General features: G+C 43.3%; 21 protein-coding genes and 4 pseudogenes. All 25 read right to left on the bottom strand.

From position 1 onward, the window contains the following. Positions 1-141: 141 nt before the first annotated feature. The 25 genes and pseudogenes from rseP to LC065_RS15515 all read right to left on the bottom strand — a co-directional run bounded on the left by rseP (position 142) and on the right by LC065_RS15515 (position 22,115). Positions 142-1,398, bottom strand: coding sequence for an RIP metalloprotease RseP (gene rseP, locus LC065_RS15395; RefSeq protein WP_226589445.1), 1,257 nt, complete (start codon positions 1,396-1,398; stop codon positions 142-144). 114 nt (positions 1,399-1,512) lie between these two features. After that, positions 1,513-2,659 (bottom strand): annotated as a pseudogene (dxr, locus tag LC065_RS15400) (1-deoxy-D-xylulose-5-phosphate reductoisomerase). A 20-nt stretch (positions 2,660-2,679) separates the two neighbouring features. Then, complete coding sequence (locus LC065_RS15405) at positions 2,680-3,477, bottom strand: phosphatidate cytidylyltransferase (protein WP_226589439.1); 798 nt, start codon at positions 3,475-3,477, stop codon at positions 2,680-2,682. Between the two features lie 16 nt (positions 3,478-3,493). After that, positions 3,494-4,261 (bottom strand): undecaprenyl pyrophosphate synthase, encoded by a 768-nt coding sequence (locus tag LC065_RS15410; RefSeq protein ID WP_226589436.1) that lies wholly within the window; start codon positions 4,259-4,261, stop codon positions 3,494-3,496. A gap of 212 nt (positions 4,262-4,473) precedes the next feature. Further along, on the bottom strand, positions 4,474-5,031 hold the full coding sequence (frr, locus tag LC065_RS15415) for a ribosome recycling factor (protein WP_226589432.1): 558 nt from the start codon (positions 5,029-5,031) through the stop codon (positions 4,474-4,476). Between the two features lie 2 nt (positions 5,032-5,033). Beyond that, positions 5,034-5,756 carry a UMP kinase gene (gene pyrH / locus LC065_RS15420; RefSeq protein ID WP_146816405.1) on the bottom strand — a complete coding sequence of 241 codons (723 nt, stop codon included), beginning with the start codon at positions 5,754-5,756 and terminating at the stop codon, positions 5,034-5,036. A 113-nt stretch (positions 5,757-5,869) separates the two neighbouring features. After that, positions 5,870-6,754, bottom strand: a complete 885-nt coding sequence (gene tsf / locus LC065_RS15425) for a translation elongation factor Ts (RefSeq protein ID WP_146816407.1) — start codon at positions 6,752-6,754, stop codon at positions 5,870-5,872. Between the two features lie 121 nt (positions 6,755-6,875). Next, positions 6,876-7,613 (bottom strand): 30S ribosomal protein S2, encoded by a 738-nt coding sequence (rpsB, locus tag LC065_RS15430; protein WP_074734064.1) that lies wholly within the window; start codon positions 7,611-7,613, stop codon positions 6,876-6,878. 145 nt (positions 7,614-7,758) lie between these two features. Continuing rightward, positions 7,759-8,247: a DUF6115 domain-containing protein gene (locus tag LC065_RS15435; RefSeq protein WP_226589429.1), complete on the bottom strand. Its 489-nt coding sequence runs from the start codon at positions 8,245-8,247 to the stop codon at positions 7,759-7,761. 230 nt (positions 8,248-8,477) lie between these two features. Further along, complete coding sequence (locus tag LC065_RS15440) at positions 8,478-9,254, bottom strand: FliA/WhiG family RNA polymerase sigma factor (RefSeq protein WP_226589426.1); 777 nt, start codon at positions 9,252-9,254, stop codon at positions 8,478-8,480. 45 nt (positions 9,255-9,299) lie between these two features. Then, positions 9,300-9,593, bottom strand: coding sequence for a hypothetical protein (locus tag LC065_RS15445; RefSeq protein ID WP_226589423.1), 294 nt, complete (start codon positions 9,591-9,593; stop codon positions 9,300-9,302). Then, positions 9,590-10,087 carry a chemotaxis protein CheD gene (locus LC065_RS15450; RefSeq protein ID WP_226589422.1) on the bottom strand — a complete coding sequence of 166 codons (498 nt, stop codon included), beginning with the start codon at positions 10,085-10,087 and terminating at the stop codon, positions 9,590-9,592. The genes LC065_RS15445 and LC065_RS15450 overlap by 4 nt, the downstream gene beginning before the upstream one ends. Beyond that, positions 10,080-10,730: a chemotaxis protein CheC gene (locus LC065_RS15455; RefSeq protein ID WP_226589420.1), complete on the bottom strand. Its 651-nt coding sequence runs from the start codon at positions 10,728-10,730 to the stop codon at positions 10,080-10,082. Before LC065_RS15455 ends, LC065_RS15450 begins: the two co-directional genes overlap by 8 nt. After that, on the bottom strand, positions 10,723-11,190 hold the full coding sequence (locus tag LC065_RS15460) for a chemotaxis protein CheW (protein ID WP_226589418.1): 468 nt from the start codon (positions 11,188-11,190) through the stop codon (positions 10,723-10,725). Before LC065_RS15460 ends, LC065_RS15455 begins: the two co-directional genes overlap by 8 nt. A 19-nt stretch (positions 11,191-11,209) precedes the next feature. Then, positions 11,210-13,211, bottom strand: a pseudogene (locus LC065_RS15465) (chemotaxis protein CheA). 4 nt (positions 13,212-13,215) lie between these two features. Then, a complete protein-coding gene (locus LC065_RS15470; protein ID WP_226589414.1) occupies positions 13,216-14,265 on the bottom strand; it encodes a protein-glutamate methylesterase/protein-glutamine glutaminase in 1,050 nt (349 codons plus the stop codon). Positions 14,266-14,269: 4 nt separating this feature from the next. Continuing rightward, complete coding sequence (locus tag LC065_RS15475) at positions 14,270-15,127, bottom strand: MinD/ParA family protein (protein WP_226589412.1); 858 nt, start codon at positions 15,125-15,127, stop codon at positions 14,270-14,272. Continuing rightward, positions 15,111-16,220 carry a flagellar biosynthesis GTPase FlhF gene (flhF, locus tag LC065_RS15480; protein WP_226589409.1) on the bottom strand — a complete coding sequence of 370 codons (1,110 nt, stop codon included), beginning with the start codon at positions 16,218-16,220 and terminating at the stop codon, positions 15,111-15,113. Before flhF ends, LC065_RS15475 begins: the two co-directional genes overlap by 17 nt. Continuing rightward, a pseudogene (gene flhA, locus LC065_RS15485) lies at positions 16,217-18,248 on the bottom strand (flagellar biosynthesis protein FlhA). Before flhA ends, flhF begins: the two are co-directional and overlap by 4 nt. 17 nt (positions 18,249-18,265) lie before the next feature. Then, positions 18,266-19,351 (bottom strand): flagellar biosynthesis protein FlhB, encoded by a 1,086-nt coding sequence (gene flhB / locus LC065_RS15490; protein ID WP_226589403.1) that lies wholly within the window; start codon positions 19,349-19,351, stop codon positions 18,266-18,268. Positions 19,352-19,356: 5 nt separating this feature from the next. Continuing rightward, a pseudogene (gene fliR, locus LC065_RS15495) lies at positions 19,357-20,134 on the bottom strand (flagellar biosynthetic protein FliR). 1 nt (position 20,135) lies between these two features. Next, positions 20,136-20,405 (bottom strand): flagellar biosynthesis protein FliQ, encoded by a 270-nt coding sequence (gene fliQ / locus LC065_RS15500; RefSeq protein WP_226589397.1) that lies wholly within the window; start codon positions 20,403-20,405, stop codon positions 20,136-20,138. Positions 20,406-20,422: 17 nt separating this feature from the next. Then, on the bottom strand, positions 20,423-21,088 hold the full coding sequence (gene fliP / locus LC065_RS15505; RefSeq protein ID WP_306163544.1) for a flagellar type III secretion system pore protein FliP: 666 nt from the start codon (positions 21,086-21,088) through the stop codon (positions 20,423-20,425). Further along, on the bottom strand, positions 21,081-21,740 hold the full coding sequence (locus LC065_RS15510; protein ID WP_226589395.1) for a flagellar biosynthetic protein FliO: 660 nt from the start codon (positions 21,738-21,740) through the stop codon (positions 21,081-21,083). Before LC065_RS15510 ends, fliP begins: the two co-directional genes overlap by 8 nt. 12 nt (positions 21,741-21,752) lie before the next feature. Then, entirely contained in the window at positions 21,753-22,115 is a 363-nt protein-coding gene (locus LC065_RS15515) for a response regulator (protein ID WP_089652406.1), read from the bottom strand. Positions 22,116-22,141: the final 26 nt, after the last annotated feature.

The raw sequence follows: 22,141 nt of genomic DNA on the forward strand, positions 1-22,141 counted from the left end.
TGCACCTCAGTTCTATTTAATTGAAGTTATAAAAGGAGGAGGAATCACTAGTCTTAAAGATTCCGCTTCTTTTTTTAAGTTTATAAAAGAAGCTGGAAGCCTAGGAATCGCCGATCACCTCAGGACTTCCAGCTATAATAATCACAAGAATAAACGTTGGATATCGTTCCAAGTGACGACGAGCATCAATAGCATGAGTAAAGCGAATCCGATGAAGTGAACGATCCCTTCTTTTTGAGGGTCGATTGGTTTTCCTCTAAGTCCTTCAAGTCCTACGAATAAGAGACGTCCACCATCCAAAGCAGGGAGTGGAAGCAGGTTTACAATTCCAAGGTTGATACTCAAGATCGATGTCCACATGACGAAATTCGTAAATCCTGTGCGGACCACCTGGTCTGTCGCATCATAAATGCCGACTGGACCGGAAAGCATATCCAAAGAAAATTGTCCTGTCACTAATTTACCGAGATTTGTTAATATCAGCGCTGACCACTCATAAGTTTGTGTGAATCCAAACGTTAATTTCTTCGCGAAAGACTCTTCAAAAGCACGGGCGACTCCCACTTGCCCAATGGTCGTCTCTCTACTTTCTACGGCGGCAGGTGTGACGTTCAACTGCTGCGTTGCTCCCTCACGATTGATCGTCAACGTCACTTCTTCATCAGGGTGAGCTCGAACGATGGTCGTGAACTCTTCCCACGTACTGACGGATTCCCCATCCACAGCAACGACTTCATCGCCAGCCTTTAGACCAGCCTGTGAAGCCGGTGAGTTACCCTGGATCTCTCCTAGCTTCGCTTCGTTCGAAGGGACCCCCTGGATAAAACCAAGAAGCATGAACAAGACAATCGCCAGGACGAAGTTCATCATAGGACCAGCGAAAAGCTGCATCGCACGCTGAGGAACAGATTTTGAAGCAAATTGGCGATTATAAGGAGCAATTTGTGTTTCTTTTTCATCCATGACGAACATCGCCTTCGGATCGACCTCAAAGAAGAGCTTTTCGTCTTCATCGATTTCGTACCCTTCAATGACTAGACGATGATCTAAATCCGCGCGTTCGACTTCAATGACACGCGCATGCGGATGCTTATCTTTATTGTTTACGATTATTTTATTTACTTTCCCAGCGTCATTGAATTCAAGGCCGATATGGTGGCCAGCTTTCAATTCTACGATTTCTGGATCTTCGCCTGCAACTCGAACATAGCCGCCAATGGGGAGAATACGGATTGTGTAAAGAGTTTCATTCCGAGTGAATGCAAAAATCTTAGGTCCAAATCCTATTGCAAATTCCCTTGCGAGCATTCCCGCTCGTTTGGCAAATATGAGATGCCCCCACTCATGAACGAACACCAAAAGTCCGAACATAAGAATAAATGCAACCACTGTAGTCAAATGAAGCACCTTCCTTTTTTAGCTCTGGGTCATTCTATAGGATGGGATGTTTATAGTGGAAGTGAACCATCATCATTTAGACGGCCGCATAAACGTATTCAACCACCAGAGCTTTTAATTTATTTGGAAACGAACTCTTTCCCTCGTTTCCTTATCAATAGAAATTATGGTAGACAAGTCAGGGTTATGAATCCTGTCATGTTTTTCTAATGCTTGAGCGATGTATTTTTCAATATCAAGAAAAGATATTTTGCCTTCGAGGAACTGCTGAACAGCCTCTTCGTTGGCAGCATTCAGGACTGTCGGCATCGAGCCGCCTGCTTTTCCTGCTTCAAATGCCATTCTCAAACAAGGGAATCGATCCATGTCCATCTTTTGAAAATTCAACGTAGCAATCTCTTCCAAGTTCAAGTTTTTCGTAATTGGAAGCTCTTTACGCTCCGGATAAGTCAAAGCGTATTGGATCGGCACTTTCATATCCGGCGTTCCAAGCTGGGCAATCACATTTCGATCGACATATTCAACCATAGAATGGATGACACTTTCTCTATGAAGAATAACATGAATCTGGTCATAAGGTACATCAAAAAGCCAGTGCGCCTCAATAACTTCCAATCCCTTGTTCATCATTGAAGCAGAATCGATGGTAATTTTCGCACCCATCTTCCAATTCGGGTGATTTAACGCATCATCGACTGTGACTCCGACAAGTTCTTCTCTTGTTTGGTCACGGAAGCTTCCACCAGATGCAGTAATGATGAGTTTATTGATGTCTTTCCTTTGTTCACCGTTCAAAGCCTGAAAGATAGCCGAATGCTCACTGTCTACAGGGAGAAGATTGACATCATGTTTTCTTGCTTCTTCCATGACTAGATGCCCTGCCGTCACAAGGGTTTCCTTGTTGGCAATCGCAATTTGTTTTTTGGCCTGAATGGCTTTTAAAGTAGCAGGTAACCCGATGCTTCCCATAACTGCATTGACGACTACATCTACAGGTTCGGCTATACTTGCTTCAATTAAACCCTCTCCCCCCACAAAGAATCTGGGAGTGAGAGACTTCTTTTTCCAGTTTTCTCTTCGTTTCTTCATCTTGAACGACGATCATGGATGGTTCGAACTCTCGGATCAAAGGAAGAGCTTTTTCGACGTTTCTGCCAAACCCCATGGCATATAAAGAAAATTGATCTGGGTGCAATCGAAGAACATCAAGGGTTTGAATTCCAATTGACCCCGTTGCCCCAAGTAAGGATACTTGCTTCATTGTTCCATGGCCCCTCTCTCCTAAGAAATAAAGTTAATCAAATGCAGGATCGGTAGAATAAAGATTAAACTGTCGAACCGATCTAATACTCCCCCGTGCCCAGGAAGGATTTTGCCGGAATCTTTGACCGCATAATGTCGCTTGAATGCTGATTCCACCAGATCCCCAATCTGTCCTGCCATGGATACAAGTACAGTGACCAGCAACACAATAATTAAGGAATGCTCAAGAGGATAAACCAACTGGAAAATGAGAGCGACGACACAAGCGAGAATAATTCCTCCGACGGATCCTTCAATTGTTTTCTTCGGACTGATCTGCGGCCAAAGTTTGTGTTTGCCTAATGCACGCCCGAACAGGTATGCGCCTGTGTCCGTCGCCCATACGACAAATAGTGCAAAGAAAATATATTCCAGACCTTCTTCTCTTGTTTCCATCAAATAATTGAATCCCATTCCAATATAGATGGCTGATAATAAAAGAAACCCAGCATCATCAAAAGTGAAACGGTTTTTGACAAGCACCGTGTAGCTTAACAATACAAGGACCGCGAGGAGTGTAATCTCGGATTTTGTAATGATGTCCCCTGAAGTGATCGCTTCATCGAATACCTCATACGGAAACATCAAGGCCCACATAAGAAGTAAGCCGAGTCCGGATGCTACCGAATAGCGGGCAATTTTTTTCATTCGTACTAATTCAAGCAGGGCGATACTTGCAATGATGTACACAAAAGCCTTAAAAGGCCATCCCCCCAACATGACGATTGGAAGAAATATGAGTGCTGCAACGATGGCTGTAATTGTTCTTTGTTTCATAAGTCTTTTTCACACCTTATACTCCGCCGAAACGACGTTTACGATTTTGGAAGTCATAAAGAGCTTTTTCAAAATGACTTTCATCAAAGTCCGGCCAATACACTTCTGTAAACCAGAATTCAGCGTAGGCCAGCTGCCACAATAAGAAGTTGCTCAACCTTTGTTCTCCACTTGTTCGGATAAGCAGATCAGGTTCAATCAACTCTGAGGTGTACAACTCTTGAGAGAACATGGATTCATCAATAGCTGAAATATCCACCTCTCCTTTTTGTACTTTAGAAGCAATTTGCTTGACTGCATGGACCATTTCAAAACGACTCCCATAGTTTAGCGCGAAATTGAGGATCAGCCCATCATTGTCCTTCGTTTTTTCCATCGCTTCTTTGACAGCCTTTTGAGTATGTGCCGGCAGGACGTCAAAATCACCGATGGTCCGGACTTGGACATTTCGCTCGATCAGTTCAGGCAAATATGTACTTAGAAAATCGACAGGAAGCTTCATAAGGAAGTCTACCTCATTTTTCGGGCGTTTCCAATTTTCTGTAGAAAAAGCATAAAGGGTAAGAACCTTCACACCGACATCGGAAGCATATCGAACAATTCTCTTCACGACGCCCATGCCCTCTTTATGACCGGCAATCCGAGGCATACCTCTATTCTTCGCCCATCTTCCATTTCCGTCCATAATGATCGCCACATGTTGGGGAATATGGTTTTCTTCAAGGCCTAATGGCTCGGTGCGGGGCTGCTTTTTATCTTTTTTGAATGGAAACTTGATAGGCATGTTCAATCCTCCAGTCCAATTGTTCCATCTATTTATTATATACTAAATCCAATAAAAATGCCGAATCCCTAAAAAGTGGGGAGTCGCATGTTAACCCCTAAGGGAATTCAGTTATCGATCAAGTGTTTCATTTCTTAGACTAAAATAAAAGCCGCGCTGCCAAACATCTACAGCGCGGCTTGATACACCTTAAGGCATATAGAATTGGAGAATCAAACTTCCATGATTTCCTCTTCTTTTGTTTTTGCAAGTTGATCGATTTTCTCAACGTGCTGGTCTGTAACCTTTTGAACGTCATCCTGATAAGAACGAAGATCATCTTCCGTAAGCTCTCCATCTTTTTCAAGCTTCTTCAGACGGTCGTTGGAATCACGGCGAATGTTACGGATTTGTACCTTCGCTTCTTCTGAATACTTCCCTACAACTTTAGCAAGGTCTTTACGACGTTCTTCTGTCAGTGCAGGAATGTTGATTCGAACAACATTACCGTCACTAGAAGGAGACAAGCCAAGGTCCGCTTTTTGAATCGCTTTTTCAATTTCTGCAATCGCACTCTTGTCATAAGGTGTAATGACAAGCAAGCGTGGTTCTGGTGCAGAGACTTGTGCTAGTTGATTAAGTGGAGTCGCTGCTCCATAGTAATCCACATACACGTTATCAAGGATTGTAGGATTCGCACGACCTGCGCGAACCGTTGCAAGCTGACGAGAGAAAGCTTGGGTAGCTTGTTCCATTTGTTGCTTCGTTTCATTAATTACAGCATCAGACATGATTATTTCCCCCTCACAATTGTTCCAATATTTTCGCCCATTACGGCTTTCTTGATGTTTCCGTCCTCTGTTATTGAGAATACCAATAAATCGATATCGTTGTCCATACATAATGATGAAGCTGTAGAATCCATGACACCAAGACCCTCATTCAATACGTCCATGTAAGAGAGCTGATCGTATTTCACAGCATCTTCATTAACTTTAGGGTCATCCGTGTACACGCCATCTACATTGTTCTTCGCCATTAAAATCACATCCGCTTCCACTTCTGCGGCTCTTAAAGCAGCTGTCGTGTCAGTAGAGAAGTATGGGTTCCCTGTTCCAGCCGCAAAAATGACGACGCGTTTCTTTTCTAGATGACGGATCGCTTTTCTGCGGATATAAGGTTCCGCGACTTGTCTCATTTCAATGGAAGTTTGGACACGGGTCGGAATCCCTAAGTTTTCCAGACTATCCTGAAGAGCAAGGGAGTTCATGACCGTTGCCAGCATTCCCATATAATCAGCGTTTGCACGATCCATTCCCATCTCGGCTCCTACTTTACCACGCCAGATGTTTCCACCTCCGACGACGACAGCGACCTCCACACCTAGTTCAGCCACTTCTTTGACCTGACGGGAGACTGATTTGATAATGCTGGGTTCTAGCCCGAACCCTGCTTCTCCACTTAAAGCCTCTCCACTTAGTTTTAATACGATACGACGATAGCGAGCAGTAGTCATAGTTACCTCCCGTGTTTTAACTGTATTCCTCTACATTTCCTTGCATCATCTGCAATTATGTAGCATGTTTGAAAATAGGGAACACCGGCAGTGTCCCCTATTTTTCATGTTCATTATTTTTTAACTTGGTTCATAACTTCATCCGCGAAGTTTTCTTCGCGTTTTTCCATACCTTCACCAACTTCGAAGCGATCGAAACCAGTGATTTGTCCACCAGTAGATGCTACGAATTGTTTAACTTTCTGGTCTGGATCTTTAACGAAGCTTTGGTCAAGCAGGCAGATTTCTTCGAAGAACTTGTTCAAACGGCCTTCGACCATTTTCTCAACGATGTTCTCAGGCTTGCCTTCGTTCATCGCTTGAGTTTTAAGCATTTCACGCTCTTTATCTGCTTCTTCAGCTGGGATTTCGTCACGGGAAACGTAACGAGGGTTTACAGCGGCTACGTGCATGGCAACGTCTTTCGCTGCAGACTCATCTGTAGAGCCTTCAAGTACAGTCAACACACCGATGTTTCCGCCCATGTGAAGGTAAGCACCGAATGCATCGTTATCTGTCTTTTCTTTAATTACAAAACGACGAAGGGAAATCTTCTCACCGATTTTCGCTACGCGCTCTGTAATATAGCTGCTAAGGACTTCTCCATCACCGTGAAGCTTCTGCTCTAGAGCTTCTTCAACTGTTGCAGGCTTCTGAGAAAGCAAGTGCTGACCAAGGTCTTTAAGCAAGTCTTTGAATTGGTCGTTCTTTGTAACGAAGTCTGTTTCACAGTTCACTTCGAAAAGTACAGCCGTGTTGCCGGAGATTTCGATTGCAGCAGAACCTTCTGCAGCAATACGGTCAGCTTTCTTAGCTGCCTTGGAAATTCCTTTCTCACGCAACCATTCCATTGCTTTGTCCATGTCACCATCAGTTTCAGTGAGTGCTTTCTTACAGTCCATCATTCCAGCACCCGTTTTTTCACGAAGTTCTTTTACCATTTTAGCGTTTACAGCCATTGTAAAGCCTCCTTATTAGTTGCATATAAGTATAGCTCTTGCGTTTATGGACGCTTGAGCTGTTACGGATTCTTTAAAAAAGGTGATAAAGGTATACCCCCTTATCACCTTTTGACCCATCTTACTCTTGAGCAGCTTCTACAGCAGCTTCAGTTTCTTCCGTTGTTTCTGTTTCTTCCCCTTGTTTCGCTTCAAGGACAGCGTCTGCCATCTTAGAAGTCAACAATTTAACGGCACGGATTGCATCATCGTTCGCAGGGATGACGTAATCGATTTCGTCTGGGTCACAGTTAGTATCAACGATACCTACAACTGGAATATTCAATTTGTGAGCTTCAGCAATCGCGATGCGCTCTTTACGAGGGTCGATCACGAACATTGCGTCCGGAAGGCTCTTCATTTCTTTAATACCGCCTAGGAATTTAACAAGACGATCTTTTTCTTTAAGCATATCGACTACTTCTTTTTTAGGAAGTACATCGAACGTACCGTCTTCTTCCATGCGCTCAATGTCTTTAAGACGGTTGATACGCTTACGGATGGTTTCAAAGTTTGTCAGGGTACCGCCCAACCAACGTTGGTTGATGTAGTACATGCCACAACGAGTCGCCTCGTCGCGAACTGTATCCTGAGCTTGTTTTTTAGTACCTACGAAAAGAATGTTACCGCCGTCAGCAGCGACCTCTTTTACATAGTTGAATGCTTCATCAACTTTCTTGACCGTTTTTTGTAGGTCGATGATGTAGATCCCGTTACGCTCCGTGAAGATGTATTTTTTCATCTTTGGATTCCAGCGACGGGTTTGGTGTCCAAAGTGAACACCAGCTTCAAGTAGCTGTTTCATAGAAATTACAGACATGATAGTTCCTCCTGTTTGGTTTTTTTAGTATCCTCCGCCTCTTTCATCTTCTCTAGTGAACTCTAAAAAAGAGCAACCTCACTTGAGAATCCAAAGGCGTGCGTATTGACACCGTCAGTAAATATATCATAACACACGGAGCCATTCAAGTTTTTTTCATAGGTTTTTGATGAAATTTGATGAGTAATTCGATTTCTGTCTTCCCTTTATCCATTATCTTCGCAATTTCCTCTATACTATAACCTTTTTCCTTCAGTTCGAATACCTGTGAATGAAAAGACGGCTGATAGCTTTCTTTTTCATTCAGCTCAGGCGGAGTGTAGGTGGGGGAAGCCTCGGACTTCGCGATAACTTCCCTTGCAGAGTGGCTGTTTTCTCCTTCATGTCCGTCTTCTACGTGAACATTATGAAAACCAGAATGGTCACTATTTTTCATGACGAGTCTTTCCATTCGTTTATTTTCTTCTTTAATTTCCATTAAATACGAGCTGAAAAGATCCTCGATTTCTGATGCCACTTGTTTTTGTCTAAGTTCTAGTTCTTCTGTTTTACGTACCTTTTTCATCATGATAAACAGTGCAAAAAGCAGTACACCGTCAATGATAAAGCTGAAAATCAATAAAAACACTGTCAATTCTATCCTCACCATTCGTTTCAGGTCCTATTTCTATTCATTGTCTATAACTTTCCCTACTGAAACCATCATTCAATCCTGGTCCAAGAAGGCATAAACATTACTGGAACCTTTACTGTAAGGAAGTGGTCCCTGCTAACCCGATAACTGTTTAAGCATATTATGGTCCGGTCCTTTTATGTAGTAGGGAGATGGATCATTCCACTTCCTTCTGCCTCATCCCGTGACGCCTATACGGTTACAATTTCACGCAGAGCCCCTTTCAGCTTATAGATCGCTTTCGCATGGATTTGTGAGATCCTCGAGGTAGTCAAATCTAATACCTGACCGATCTCTGTTAAGGTCAGCTCTTCATGATAGAAAAGACTGATGACCAGTTGTTCCTTTTCGTTTAGTTGTTCGATCTCTCTGGCTAATTCTTCATAGTTTTCCTTTTTGACCACCGATTCCGACGGGGTAAATGTTCGATCATCCGGAATTGAGTACCCTATTCCTTCTTTATGATCCTCACTTCCATCATTCGTTTTTTCTTCCATTGAGAGCACATTGGCAAAGAGAGAATCCTTAATCGTCTCCTCCACCTCTTCTGGAGATATCTCTAGAGCTTCGGCAATTTCATTAGAACTTACCGGACGCTGCAATTCCTGCTCAAGCTTCTCTGTCATCTGTTCGATCTTCTTAGATCGATCTCTTACTGATCTCGGAAGCCAGTCTTCTTTTCGCAAGCCATCCATGATCGATCCTCTGATACGAAAGGAGGCATACGTGTCAAATTTCAAATCTCTTGTTCGATCAAATTTTTTCAGTGCATCATAAAGCCCCAGCATTCCTAAACTTCTCACATCATCTTTGCTTACACTCTTCGGTAAATGAGCGGAGATCCGCTGGACATGGTAGCTCACTAAATAGTCGTACTGCTGAACCAATTGATTTGCGGCCTCTCCGTCCTGCTCTTGTGTCCAAAGATTCCACCACTGTTGTTCTTGAGGAGATAAACAGCTGGCCATTCCAATCCTCCCTGTCCTTTATATTGGTTATTATTACTAACCCCTTCACGCGTCTTCATTCAATAATTTCCGAACCATTTCCGATGTTTCTTCTGCATCCATATCCGTGTATGATGCTGATTGAGCCCAGTTATGATGATCTTCTGCTGTATCAACTGGCGCTGCCACAAAACTCCAAAGAGTCCGAAACACGTAAGAGATTCCAAAGAAACTAAAAAAACCTATGGTTCCCCTGTAGACCGCTGTATCAAAAGTAGTCACTTGAGCACTGATCAAAAATATGAATAAAAAACCAAATACAGCTGTCCATAAATTCCACAGAAGTGTCCCATTCATCAAATCACACTTTCCCCTTGATTTACTTTCCTTATATGCAATTCCGCCGTATCAGGATGGAATTCAATTGTACGTCCGCTTCTCCCGCCGAGATCTTCTGCCAAAATCGGTATGTGAAGAGATTGAAGGTTCTTTTTCACAGCCTCCACGTTTCTCGGGCCAATGCGCATCATGTCATTAGAAGAGGTGAATTGAAACATTTGTGCCCCACCTGCCAGTTTCGCTTTTAATCGGTAGGAAGAAGCACCGGCACCTTTGAGGCCTGCCAACAGATCTTCTATCGCTGTATCTGCGTATTTCGCTCTTTTCAGCCCCTGCTTTTTCGCAAGGGCTGCTTCAGGAAGCATAATATGTGCCATACCCGCCAATTTTTTTACTTCATCATAAAGAACGATTCCGACACAGGACCCAAGCCCTGAAGTCCGGATTAAATCCGGGGAATGAACAATTCCCATGTCACCGATACCAATTCTCAAAACTTGTCCTTCCTTAATCATCTTCACGCACTCCTAAGGAAGAAAATATCTTCTGATAAGACGGAGGATCGGGGAAAAGGAAGAAATGACCTTCTAAAAATTCATCTTCCCCTCCTTCTCCATCTCCATCTATAAGAGAAGTCTTGATGACAATGGCTGCATCACTCACTTGTGAGAGTTCAATTAAACCCATGCTTAAAATAGCCCCCACCATATCTTGAGATATCGATGGAACCGTTGATTGAAGGTCCAATTCTGTGAAATCGCAAAGGGCGGTAAGGTATGCACCTGAGAGGATATTGCCTAATTCCTGCAAAGCAGACATTGCCATTTCTGCATCATCTTCAAGATCTTCAGAAACATTTGTCATAAGCTTTACAAAGTGATGCGCTTGAGAAGGAGGCATGATGAAAAACATTGTGCCCGGCGCCTCCCCTTCCATTCTTTGAAAAACACTGACGACTTCTTTATCTGCTCCACCTGCGAGTTCCATCACTTGATCAAAGTCCACCACTTCTACACCCGGAACGTGCATCTCTATTTTCTTTTGAAGCAGTTTGGATAGGGAAGTTGCCGCATGACCCGAACCTATATTGCCGATTTCTTTCAAAACGTCCAATTGAAGAGGACCAAATCCTTCCATGAAATCTTTGGAATTAGACATAAAGCTCATTCAACTCATGAACGTCATCTTTGGCAAGAACTTTTTCCAAATTCAACAAAATGAACAAACGATGATCCATTTTGGATACCCCTTGGATATACTCCGCTTCAACCGTACCTACCACCTCTGGAGGAGGTTCGATGCTTTCTTCATCAAGGTCCAGGACATCGTTTGCGGCATCCACAATCAAACCGACATTCATTTCATGAATTTTTACTGTGATGATTCTTGTCGCATCGGAGTCGTTCACTTCTTCAATCCCGAACCTCTCTCTCAAGTCGATGACTGGCGTGACGACACCCCTTAAGTTCAGAACGCCTTTCACAAATGGTTTTGTACCTGGGACACGAGTAATCGGCATCATCCGCTCAATGGAACCTACGAGATCTACCGGTACGGTGTATTCTTCATCATTGATTTGAAATACGATCACTTTCAGTTCTTTATTCTCTTCGGCCATAATTCTATTCCCTCCTTTGTTACTTGATTAAAGCATTACTGTCGAGGATTAAAGCGACTTGTCCATCTCCTAAAATGGTTGCTCCGGATATAGCGAAAGCGCCGGATAAGTAATCACCGAGAGACTTCAAGACCACTTCTTGCTGCCCGATGAATGAATTGACGACGAGAGCGGCCGTCTTATCTCCTTTTTTAACGATAACGACGGAGTAGTAATCCTCTTCTGGTACTTCCTCCGGTACCTGCAGCACATCTATCAAAAAGACGAGAGGAACGACTTTCCCTCGGAAGTCGATGACTTTTTTATTATGGGCGTGCATGATCTCTTCTTTCTTCACAATAGCGGTTTCTATAATGGACGAAAGAGGGATCGCGTATTTTTCTTTTTGAACTTCCACCAGCATGACGGAAATGATGGAAAGAGTAAGTGGCAGCTGGATAGAGAATACACTCCCCTCACCAGGCACTGAATCGACAGAAATGTTACCGCCAAGGGACTCGATCGTACTTTTCACGACATCCAGACCTACTCCTCTTCCAGATACATCAGAAATGGTGTCAGCCGTGGAAAAACCGCTTTCCATAATCAAATCGTACACTTGAGAGTCGGTCATTGTCGCTGCCTGTTCTTCTGTGACCACATGATTGCTCACCGCTTTTTGTACGACCTTGTCCCGGGCTATGCCGCCGCCATCATCAGAGATTTCAATAAAAACATGATTTCCGCTGTGGTACGCTTTCAGCTCAAGCTTTCCTGTGGCAGACTTTCCTTTGGATTCCCTTTCTGCAGGCCCCTCAATACCGTGATCGATCGCGTTACGAATAAGGTGGACAAGTGGGTCACCAATTTCATCAATGACGGTACGATCCAGTTCTGTTTCTGCCCCGACCACACTCAAATCGATTTTCTTACTCAAATCCTTGGAGAGTTGGCGTACCATTCTAGGAAAGCGATTGAATACTTGCTCGACGGGTACCATACGCATGTTCAGGATGATGCTTTGCAAGTCCCCCCGAAATTCTTGTCATTCGTTCGACCGTTTCACGGAGTTCGTTATGCTTCAGGTCATCCGATATTTGTTCAAGACGTCCCCGATCAATCACAAGCTCCTCAAACAAGTTCATCAGAGCATCTAATCGATCAATGTTGATACGAATGGTTTTGCTCCCTACCTGCTTTCCTTCTTTCTCTTCTTTTTGAACAGGCTGCTTTTCTGATGCAACCACTTCTTTTTGTGGAGGATTCGATTTCTCATTTTTCTCTTCAGAGTTTTGATAGACAGCCACTTGCACATTGTCAATCTCGGATACTTTTCTGATTTGACTTTCTATATCTTCTGCTGAATCTTCGGTAACCAATAAAACATGGAAAGTGGTTTCAAATTCTTCATTTTCCAATGCTTCTACAGAAGGGGAAGACTTGATGACATCTCCCGCCTGCTCTAAGATTTCAAAAACCATGTAGACGCGTGCAGCTTTCAAAAGACAATCTTCTCTTAATGAGACTTCAATCTGGTAATTGTTTTTTCCTAGTTCACTAGATTGTTCCAAGGCTGCTTTTGTATATTCATCAACGGAAAGCATGGGGGCGGTTACAGTTTTCTGTGGTGCAGCCCCCACCGAAGCAACGGCTGTACCTCCCCCAACGTTTTCAATGTTCTTCAAAAGTTCGACGACCCTTTCTACATTTCTTTCTCCCGAGCCGCCTTCCGCAATATCGATGACCATTGCCTCCAGATCATCAACAGAATCAAAAACCACATCCAAAATGCCTTCATCTACCGAAACTTTTTCATTCCGTACAGCATCGAGGACATTTTCCATTTTGTGTGTCAAATTGGAGAGGTCTTGATACCCCATCGTTGCTGACATCCCTTTTAATGTATGGGCCGACCTGAATATTTCATTAACGATGGAAAGGTCTTGAGGGTTCTTTTCCAAATGTAACAGCTGGTCGTTGATGGATTGCAAGTGCTCTTTACTTTCATCAATAAAAACTTCCAAGTACTGGTTGGTTTCCATAGCACTACCTCCTTTGAATTTGAAGAGATTGTATAATACTGCGACTGATTTCATTTAATTTACACACGTCATCGGCAAGACCTGACTTGACGATTGCCTTTGGCATTCCGTATACGATGCAGGTACTTTCATCTTCTGCAATCGTGTAGACCGCCCTCCCTTGCTCCTTCGTGGCAAGGATGCCTTCCAAACCATCAGCCCCCATCCCTGTCATAATGACAGAAGTGGTGGAGATCCCTGGTAGCTTTGCAATCGAATAAAACATCACATTTACTGAAGGTCTGTGGCCATTTAGAGGGCTGGATTCGTTCAAATGAATAACAAGACGTTCGTTATGTTTTACAACTTCCATGTGATAGCCGCCGGGGGCGATATAGGCAACGCCGTTATGTATTTCCTCCATATGTTCCGCTTCCTTCACTGAAATATCAGACAGCCGATCGAGACGTAATGCCAAAGATTTTGTAAAACCTTTCGGCATGTGTTGAACGACTAAAATTGGAGCGGGGAGACTGCCAGGAAGAGAAGTCAATACTTCCTGCAGAGCTCTAGGTCCCCCGGTGGAGGTGCCGATTGCAATCAGCTGCCCTTCCTCTATCCTATCGTCAGGGAAACGAACTTTTTCATTAGAGCTTTTTAATGGAGGATTCACCCTGGCTTGCCCGGCAATCAGAATTTTGCGAACGACATCTTTGTCTACCTTTTCCATATCAAGAGAAATGGAACCGGATGGCTTTTGAATGAAGTCCACTGCTCCAAGACTCATGGCTTTCATGGTGCTTTCCGCTCCCTCCTGGGTCAAACTGGACACCATCACAACAGGGAGCGGGGAATTTTCCATGATCTTCTTTAATGCCTCTAATCCATCCATCACCGGCATTTCAATATCCATCGTTACGACATCAGGCCGTAAGATCTCCAGCTTATCCAGACAGTCTTTTCCGTTCCTCGCCGTGCCAACCACTTGAATCCGATAGTCTTTTTCTAATATATCTGTCAAAATACGCCTCATAAAGGCAGAATCATCGACAATTAAAACCCTAATCTGTTTCATCTCTCTACCTCTCAAAAACAAATCTCTTTAATTTATCTACGAACGAAAAGGCGGACGCCTGGACATGACTCTCGTTTAAATAAACACGCACCAACTCCTCAAGGGAGCGACTCACTTTACTTTTAGGACTGTCTATCACAAACGGCCGCTGTTTATTGACGGCTTCAAGTACTGCCCTGTCATCAGGTAAAATACCTAATAAATCGACGTCTGCTTCTAAGAATCTCTTGACCACAAGCGACATTCGCTCGAAAGTAGCCCTGCCATTTTTCTCATTAAGCGAACGGTTCACAAGAATTTTTATCGTGAGACTTTTGTCTTTATGTACAAGATGCTTGATCATTGCGTAACCGTCCGTAATTGAAGTTGGTTCAGGAGTAGTGACTACGATCGCCTCATGTGCTGAGCTGATAAAATGCAAGCTGTCTTGGGTGGCTCCAGCGCCCATGTCGAAGAGGATATAATCGAAGGACTGGCTCAGTTCTTCAAACTCGCTTTGAAAATAGGCAAACTTCTCTTGATCGAGTTCAAATATGTGAGATAGTCCCGAACCACCAGCAATATAAGATAAGGATTGTGGTCCTAGTTCAATAATATCACGAATCGACAGCTCTTCCCGATATAAGTCGACAAATGTCCTTTTTGGTGATTTCCCCATTAAAATATCGATGTTTCCCATGCCGATATCCAAATCAAAGATCAAAACCTTCTTGCCTTTTTTGATAAGCTGCAGTGCAAAGTTAATGCAGAAATTCGACTTCCCCACTCCACCTTTTCCACTGGCAATGGCTATGGTTTTAGCCTGTCGTTTCCCTTCTATTTTCTGCATTCGCCTGCGAAGGATTTCAGCTTGATCGTTCATCTGCAAACCCCTCCGTCACTTCTCTGGCAAGACCCATAGCCGAGGCTGCTTTAATGTCATCTGGTACATTTTGACCATCTGTTAAATATGCGACTCCTATACCATGTGTAAGGACCATATTTACGGCATTGCCCTTCCGTGCGGTTTCATCGGCTTTGGTGAAAATCAGCTGATGGATGGGTATTTCTTTGAATTGTGCGAGAATCTCGTTCATGTCGGTATATTTACTTGTCAATCCTAAGACGAGAAAGTTTTCCGAGCTCTCATCAAAATCAATCACCTTTTGAAGTTCGCCGATGAAAGCCGAATCCCTGAAATTCCTTCCTGCCGTATCGACAAGGACGAGGTCGAAATCTTGAAAACGTTCTTTCGCCCTTTTGTAATCCTCCATGCTATATGCAACTTCAAGAGGGATATCCAAAATTTCAGCGTATGTCTTCAGCTGATCTATGGCGGCAATTCGATAAGTATCTGTTGTAATAAAACCTACGTTCAGCTGATGATTTAAAGCGGCATCCGCCGCAAGTTTTGCTAGCGTAGTCGTCTTCCCAACACCCGTCGGTCCGACTAAATGGATAAATTTCTTATTAAAAGCAGGTTTCCCAAATGTCTTTTGTTTCATAGATTCATACAGTTCCAGTCTCAGGAGGGTCTCAAGCTCCGTAAAATCTTCAAAGCTGCTCCCCTTCTCTAATAGACGTTCAATCACATTCCCCGCGACATCTTCCGTCACTTCCTGACCTAAGAGGAACTGATAGGCCCTTTCAAGATTTTCAGGATAGGCTTCTTTACGATTTTGGATTATGGACCTTAGCTGTTTCAATTCCTCCATAATCTCATGATTTGGGTTGATTCGCGTTAAAGGGTCTTCCTTCTTCTCCATGGCTTTCGTCGCCTCAGGTACCCTTTGTTGGTGCTCATCAGAAGGGTCAATGGCAGCGATAACTTCTGTGATGTCTTTTTTGAAAAGCCCCAGAAATCCACCCGACTTTTTCACTTTGGAATTAAGGATCACAGCATCTGTTCCCAATTCAGTTCTTACTTTTTTCATAGCTTCCGGCATTGTCGCTGCTTGGAACTTTTTCACTCTCACGCTACATTCACCACCCCTACACTCTGGACTTCGACCGTTGGATCTAATTCGTTATAAGACAATACAACCACTTGCGGAAGGAAACGATCGAGAAGTTGTTTCACATACATCCGTACCGCTGGTGAGCATAGAAGAATGGCCGTCTCTTCTTGTAAGGACATTTGTTCCACTTGTTCTGCAATGGCTGTAATAATAGTCTGCTGACTTTCAGGATCAAGGGCTAAATAACTACCATGCTCTGTCTGCTGAATATGATCGGCAATGATTTTTTCGACTTTTCCAGAAACAGTAATGACTTTTACTAATTGACTATCATTTTTATACTGGTTTGTAATTTGCGCAGACAAAGCTTGTCTCGCATATTCAGCTAACAGCTCTGTATCATTGGTCATTTTGGCAAAATCAGCGAGCGTTTCAAAAATGACAGGCAGATTTTTCACAGATATATTTTCCCTAAGTAATTTTGCAAGTACTTTTTGTACATCTCCGACACGTAGCGGATCTGGCGTCACTTCTTCTACAAGAATTGGATAAGATTCTTTTAAGTGGTCGATGAGCTGCTGTGTTTCCTGCCTTCCGAGCAGCGCATGAGCCTGCTGTTTAATGACTTCGGTAATATGTGTCGATACGACAGATGGAGGATCCACCACCGTATAACCAGATAGTTCTGCTTCATCTTTCTGATCTTCGGTAATCCATTTTGCCGGAAGACCAAAGGCAGGTTCATGGGTTTCAATGCCCTCGATTCCATCACCATCACCTGGGCTCATCGCTAAATAATGGTCCAATAAAAGCTCTCCTTGAGCCACTTGGTTTCCTTTCACTTTAAGGCGATACTCATTAGGATTGAGCTGGATATTGTCTCTGATTCTTACTACAGGGATGACGATTCCAAGTTCAATCGCTAGCTGCCTCCGGATCATGACGATTCGGTCCAGGAGGTCGCCTCCTTGGTTCGTATCCGCAATCGGTATCAAGGCATATCCGAATTCAAACTCAATCGGATCCATGCTGATCAAGTTCACTACGCTTTCTGGCGATTTCATTTGATCGCCCTCCGCTTCATCCATTTCTTCCGGCTCATCAAATTCCGGCTCATTATCTTGTCGGGATAACCAATACCCACCAAAAGCCAGAACAGCTGAAATCAGAGTTGTCAGGAAAAATGGAATCGGAGTCAAACCAAGCAGGAAGATGGTTGCTGCAGCAATATAAAGCAACTTCGGATACCGGAGCAACTGACTGGTGACATCTGAACTCAAATTCCCTTCAGAGGCCACTCTCGTGACGACAATACCTGTCGCTGTCGATATGAGCAGGGCAGGAATCTGACTGACAAGCCCGTCTCCTACCGTCAGACGCATGTAGGTATCGATCGCTTCGCTGAAAGACATCCCCATCTGAACCATACCGATGATCAAACCAAAGATGATGTTGATCAAAACGATGATGATTCCAGCAATGGCATCTCCTTTAACGAATTTACTTGCCCCGTCCATCGCTCCATAGAAATCGGCTTCATTTTCAATTTTCGCCCTGCGTTCTTTTGCCTGGTGTTCATTGATCATTCCTGCATTAAGGTCTGCATCAATGCTCATCTGTTTCCCTAGCATCGCGTCCAATGTGAAACGTGCGGCAACCTCAGATACCCTCTCGGCACCTTTTGTGATGACGAGAAATTGGATAATGACTAAAATGACAAACACTACGAACCCGACAAGTGGGTTGCCGCCAATGACAAATGTTCCAAATGTCGCAATGACTCCCCCCGGCTTCCGCTTCTGAGAGAATGGAACGAGTGGTTGAAACGTTCAACCCAAGGCGGAATAAAGTAAGTAATAGTAACAAAGTCGGGAAGACGGCAAACTGAAGTGCCTCATCCATGTTCATAGACACAAGGATGACAATAAGGGCAAGGGTAATATTGATCAGTATGAAAAAGCTAAGGAGCCACCCAGGCAACGGTATGACAAGCATGACGATTATTAGAATCACGCCGATAAGTACAGATAGATCTCTTGCTGACATAAGGGTTTACTCCTTTCTTACATTTTTCTTTCTAATTGATAGACATAAGCCAATACTTCAGCTACAGCTTTATAAAACTGTTCATCAATCGGCTGATCGATTTCGGAATGCTGGTACAGTGCTCTTGCCAATGGTCTGTTTTCTACGGTGACTACATCATTCGATTTGGCCACTTCCTTGATTTTAAGTGCGATAAAATCCACACCCATGGCGACAACGTATGGAGCGTCTGACTTCGCTTCATCATATTTGATGGCGATGGCGTAGTGTGTGGGGTTGGTAATGACAACATCCGCATCCGGAACCTCACTCATCATTCTCGCAGCAGACATCTGCCGCTGCTTTTCCTTGATCTTAGCTTTAATTTGAGGATCACCTTCCATGTTTTTATGTTCATCTTTGATGTCTTTTTTTGACATGCGGATATTTTTTTCATGATCATATTTTTGGTAGGTATAATCAAGGACGGATAAAATCAACAAAGCTAAGGCTGAGGCCAGCCCCATAATGGTCGTAATCGTACCGAAGAATGACAGCGCATCTTCCACCGATTTTTGTGACATCATCATCATTTGGTCTTTGTTGACCCAAATGATGGCAAAGGTGATGACACCGACCATACTGATTTTCAAGAGCGATTTCAGAAGCTCAACCAATGCTCTTGCTGAGAAAATTCTTTTTGCCCCTTTGATAGGATCCAATTTTTTTAAATCCATTTTCAAAGGTTCTCCTGTAAACATAACCCCCACTTGAAGGAGGTTCGAAGCAATCCCAGCAACGACCGCTACACCCATGATCGGTGCGATGATTTTTGATATTTCCACCGTCATTTCTACAAACATAGCATGAGTCTGTTCTTGAGAAAGGTCTTTATGTATGTACTCATTGAAGGCCACTTTGTACATTCCCTTCAGTGTCCCCTCCATATAATCACCGAGCAGGAAAAGCGTTCCGAATATGAGGATCAGCAAAAATCCCGTATTCACATCTTGGCTTTTCGGGACCTGCCCCTTTTTTCTCGTATCTTCACGTTTCTTTGGTGTCGCTTTCTCTGTTTTTTCATCCGCAGCAAAATACTGGAGATCAAGCTTTAACCAAACCATTATCTTCAACCTCCAAATACATGCATAAGATCACGCATCGTTGTCAGCATCGTCTCAAATAGATTGCTTATGAGCATGACGTAAAATGTCATAGCAATGACAAGCACAGACAAGGCTACAAATATCTTCAAAGGCAAACCAACAACAAAGACATTCAGCTGAGGGACGGTTCTCGCAATAATTCCAAGCGCGATATCCACTAAAAACAGGCATCCTACAATCGGTATGGCCATGAGAAAGGCGATGACGAACATTTGATTAAAGGATTGAATAACGAAAATGATCCAACCTTCTTCTCTTAACGGTAAAAATTGATCGATAGCGATCAATTCATAGCTGTAAAACACACCGTCAATCATCAAGTGATGACCATCAACCGCTAAGATAAATAAGAGGGTTATGATATATAAGTACTGTCCAATCAATGGACTTTGAGCACCCGTCTGCGGGTCAATCACGTTCGCAATGGCAAAACCCATCTGAAAATCTATAAACCCTCCAGCGATTTGTATCGCGGAAAGAATGATGTATGCTAATAGACCGACACCGATCCCCACAGCCATTTCTTTGAACAATAAAAGAAAGTACTCCCCGTCAATGATCAATTCAGGTGCGGGAACCGTGAAATACATGATAGCAGCTAAGAAAAAGCTGAAAGCGACTTTATGTCTCGTCGGAACGGTCCGATATGAAAAAAAGAGGCAACGTAACAAAGAAAGACGTCACCCTGACTAAAATAAGTAAAAACGCTGGCACATTGGCCCATTCTATTGTATCCAGCATATTATCCCACCAGGATATTTAAGTTGTTAAAAATATTGGCTGTGAATTCAACCATATTGGTAAGCATCCAAGGGCCAAAGACAATGAGACCAATCATAACCGCTACGATTTTCGGTATGAAGGCAAGTGTCTGTTCCTGAATTTGCGTTGTAGCCTGAAAGATACTGACAAGTAATCCGATGGCTAGCGCCAAAACCAATAATGGGCCAGAGATAAGGAGAACGGTATAAATGCCTTCTTTAGCAAACGTGATCACCATATTACTGTTCATTCTTTAATCCTCCGTTCTTAGAAGCCTTCCAATAATGATTTTGATATTAAATACCAGCCATCGACTAAAACAAAGAGCAGAATTTTAAATGGCAGGGAGATCATGACCGGTGGCAGCATCATCATTCCCATGGACATAAGGACACTTGCGACAGCCATATCAATGACGAGAAACGGAACGAAGATCATGAACCCCATTTGAAATGCCGTTTTCAATTCACTGATGGCAAAGGCCGGGACAAGAGTCGTCAGCGGGACATCCTGGATGCTTTCAGGTGCTTCCAACCCTGAGTAATTCATAAATAAAGCAAGATCTTTTTGTCTCGTATGTTTTCCCATGAATTCTTTCATAGGTTCACTCGCTTCCTCGTAAGCTTCATCCAAAGTAATTTCTTCATTAAAGAGCGGTGTCAATGCTTGTTCGTTCACTTCCTGAAAAGTAGGAGCCATTATGAAGAAAGTGAGGAATAATGCTATACCAATGAGGACTTGATTGGGGGGCATGGATTGAGTAGCCAATGAAGTCCTGACAAAAGACAACACAATCAAAATTCTTGTGAAGCTTGTCATTAAAATTAAAATGCCCGGGGCCTGGGATAGGACCGTCAGCAGTAAAAGCAACTTGACCGAAGTTGCTACGCTTTCCGGGTCGGAACTTGAGAAGATATCAATGAATTCATTCATGCTCAGAATCCCTCCTCTTCTCATCCATGACTTTCTTCCTTTTACCTTTCATTTCGTTCAATTGATTTTCAAACAGCTGTTGAAATTGTATGGAAGAATCACTTCCTGATTCTTGCCTGTCTTTCCATTTTTCTGTCCATTTTTTTATGTTCAATTGAGGAGGAGATCCTCCATTGTTATCTTGATTCATCAACGTCTGCTTCGTCTCTTCTTCCGTAATTTCTGTAATGATCTGAACCGTTTCCCCCACTCCCAAAATAAAGACCTGTCCTCCAATACGAACGGCCTGGATGGAACGGTTCGGACCCAGGTTCATTCCTCCAAGATTCTCCATCGTACGGTTTTGGCTGAACATTTTATTTTTTTGGTTAAAGAATTTAAGCAGACCATATAAGAGAGCTACCACAAAAATCAATGCAAAGATCAACTTGACCACATTCCAGACTAGACTGCCCCCGGCATCCATTTCTACAGGGGAATTTGATGTTTGTTGATCCTCTTTTTGCCCACCTTCAGATGAAGGACAACCCTCAAGTTGAGGGTTCTCCAAACATTCAAAGGCTGTGGGCTGCGCAAGTCCCTGGACAGGAAATGCACTCATCATCAAGATGAACAGGATAACTGCAACTGTCACTCTTGTTGTATAAACCATGGGCACTCCTTCTTAACTCAACGCTTTTTGGATAGCCTCGATCACTCGATCAGCCTGGAATGGTTTAACGATAAAATCTTTCGCTCCAGCTTGAATGGCATCCACAACCATGGCTTGCTGCCCCATAGCTGAACACATAATGACTTTGGCATCCGGGTACTGGCCTTTGATTTCTTTCAATGCCGTAATTCCATCCATCTCAGGCATCGTGATATCCATCGTGACCAAATCCGGTTGCTCCTCTTTATATAGTTCTACTGCTTTCTTGCCGTCTTCCGCTTCTCCAGCAATTTCGTAGCCATTTTTCGTTAAAATATCTTTCACCATCATTCTCATAAATGCCGCATCGTCTACGATTAAAATTCTTTCTGCCATGTTAAATCCTCCCTAGTAATCCATTG

It is taken from the genome of Halobacillus litoralis, from assembly GCF_020524085.2.
GTDB classification, from domain to species: Bacteria; Bacillota; Bacilli; order Bacillales; family Halobacillaceae; genus Halobacillus; species Halobacillus litoralis_E.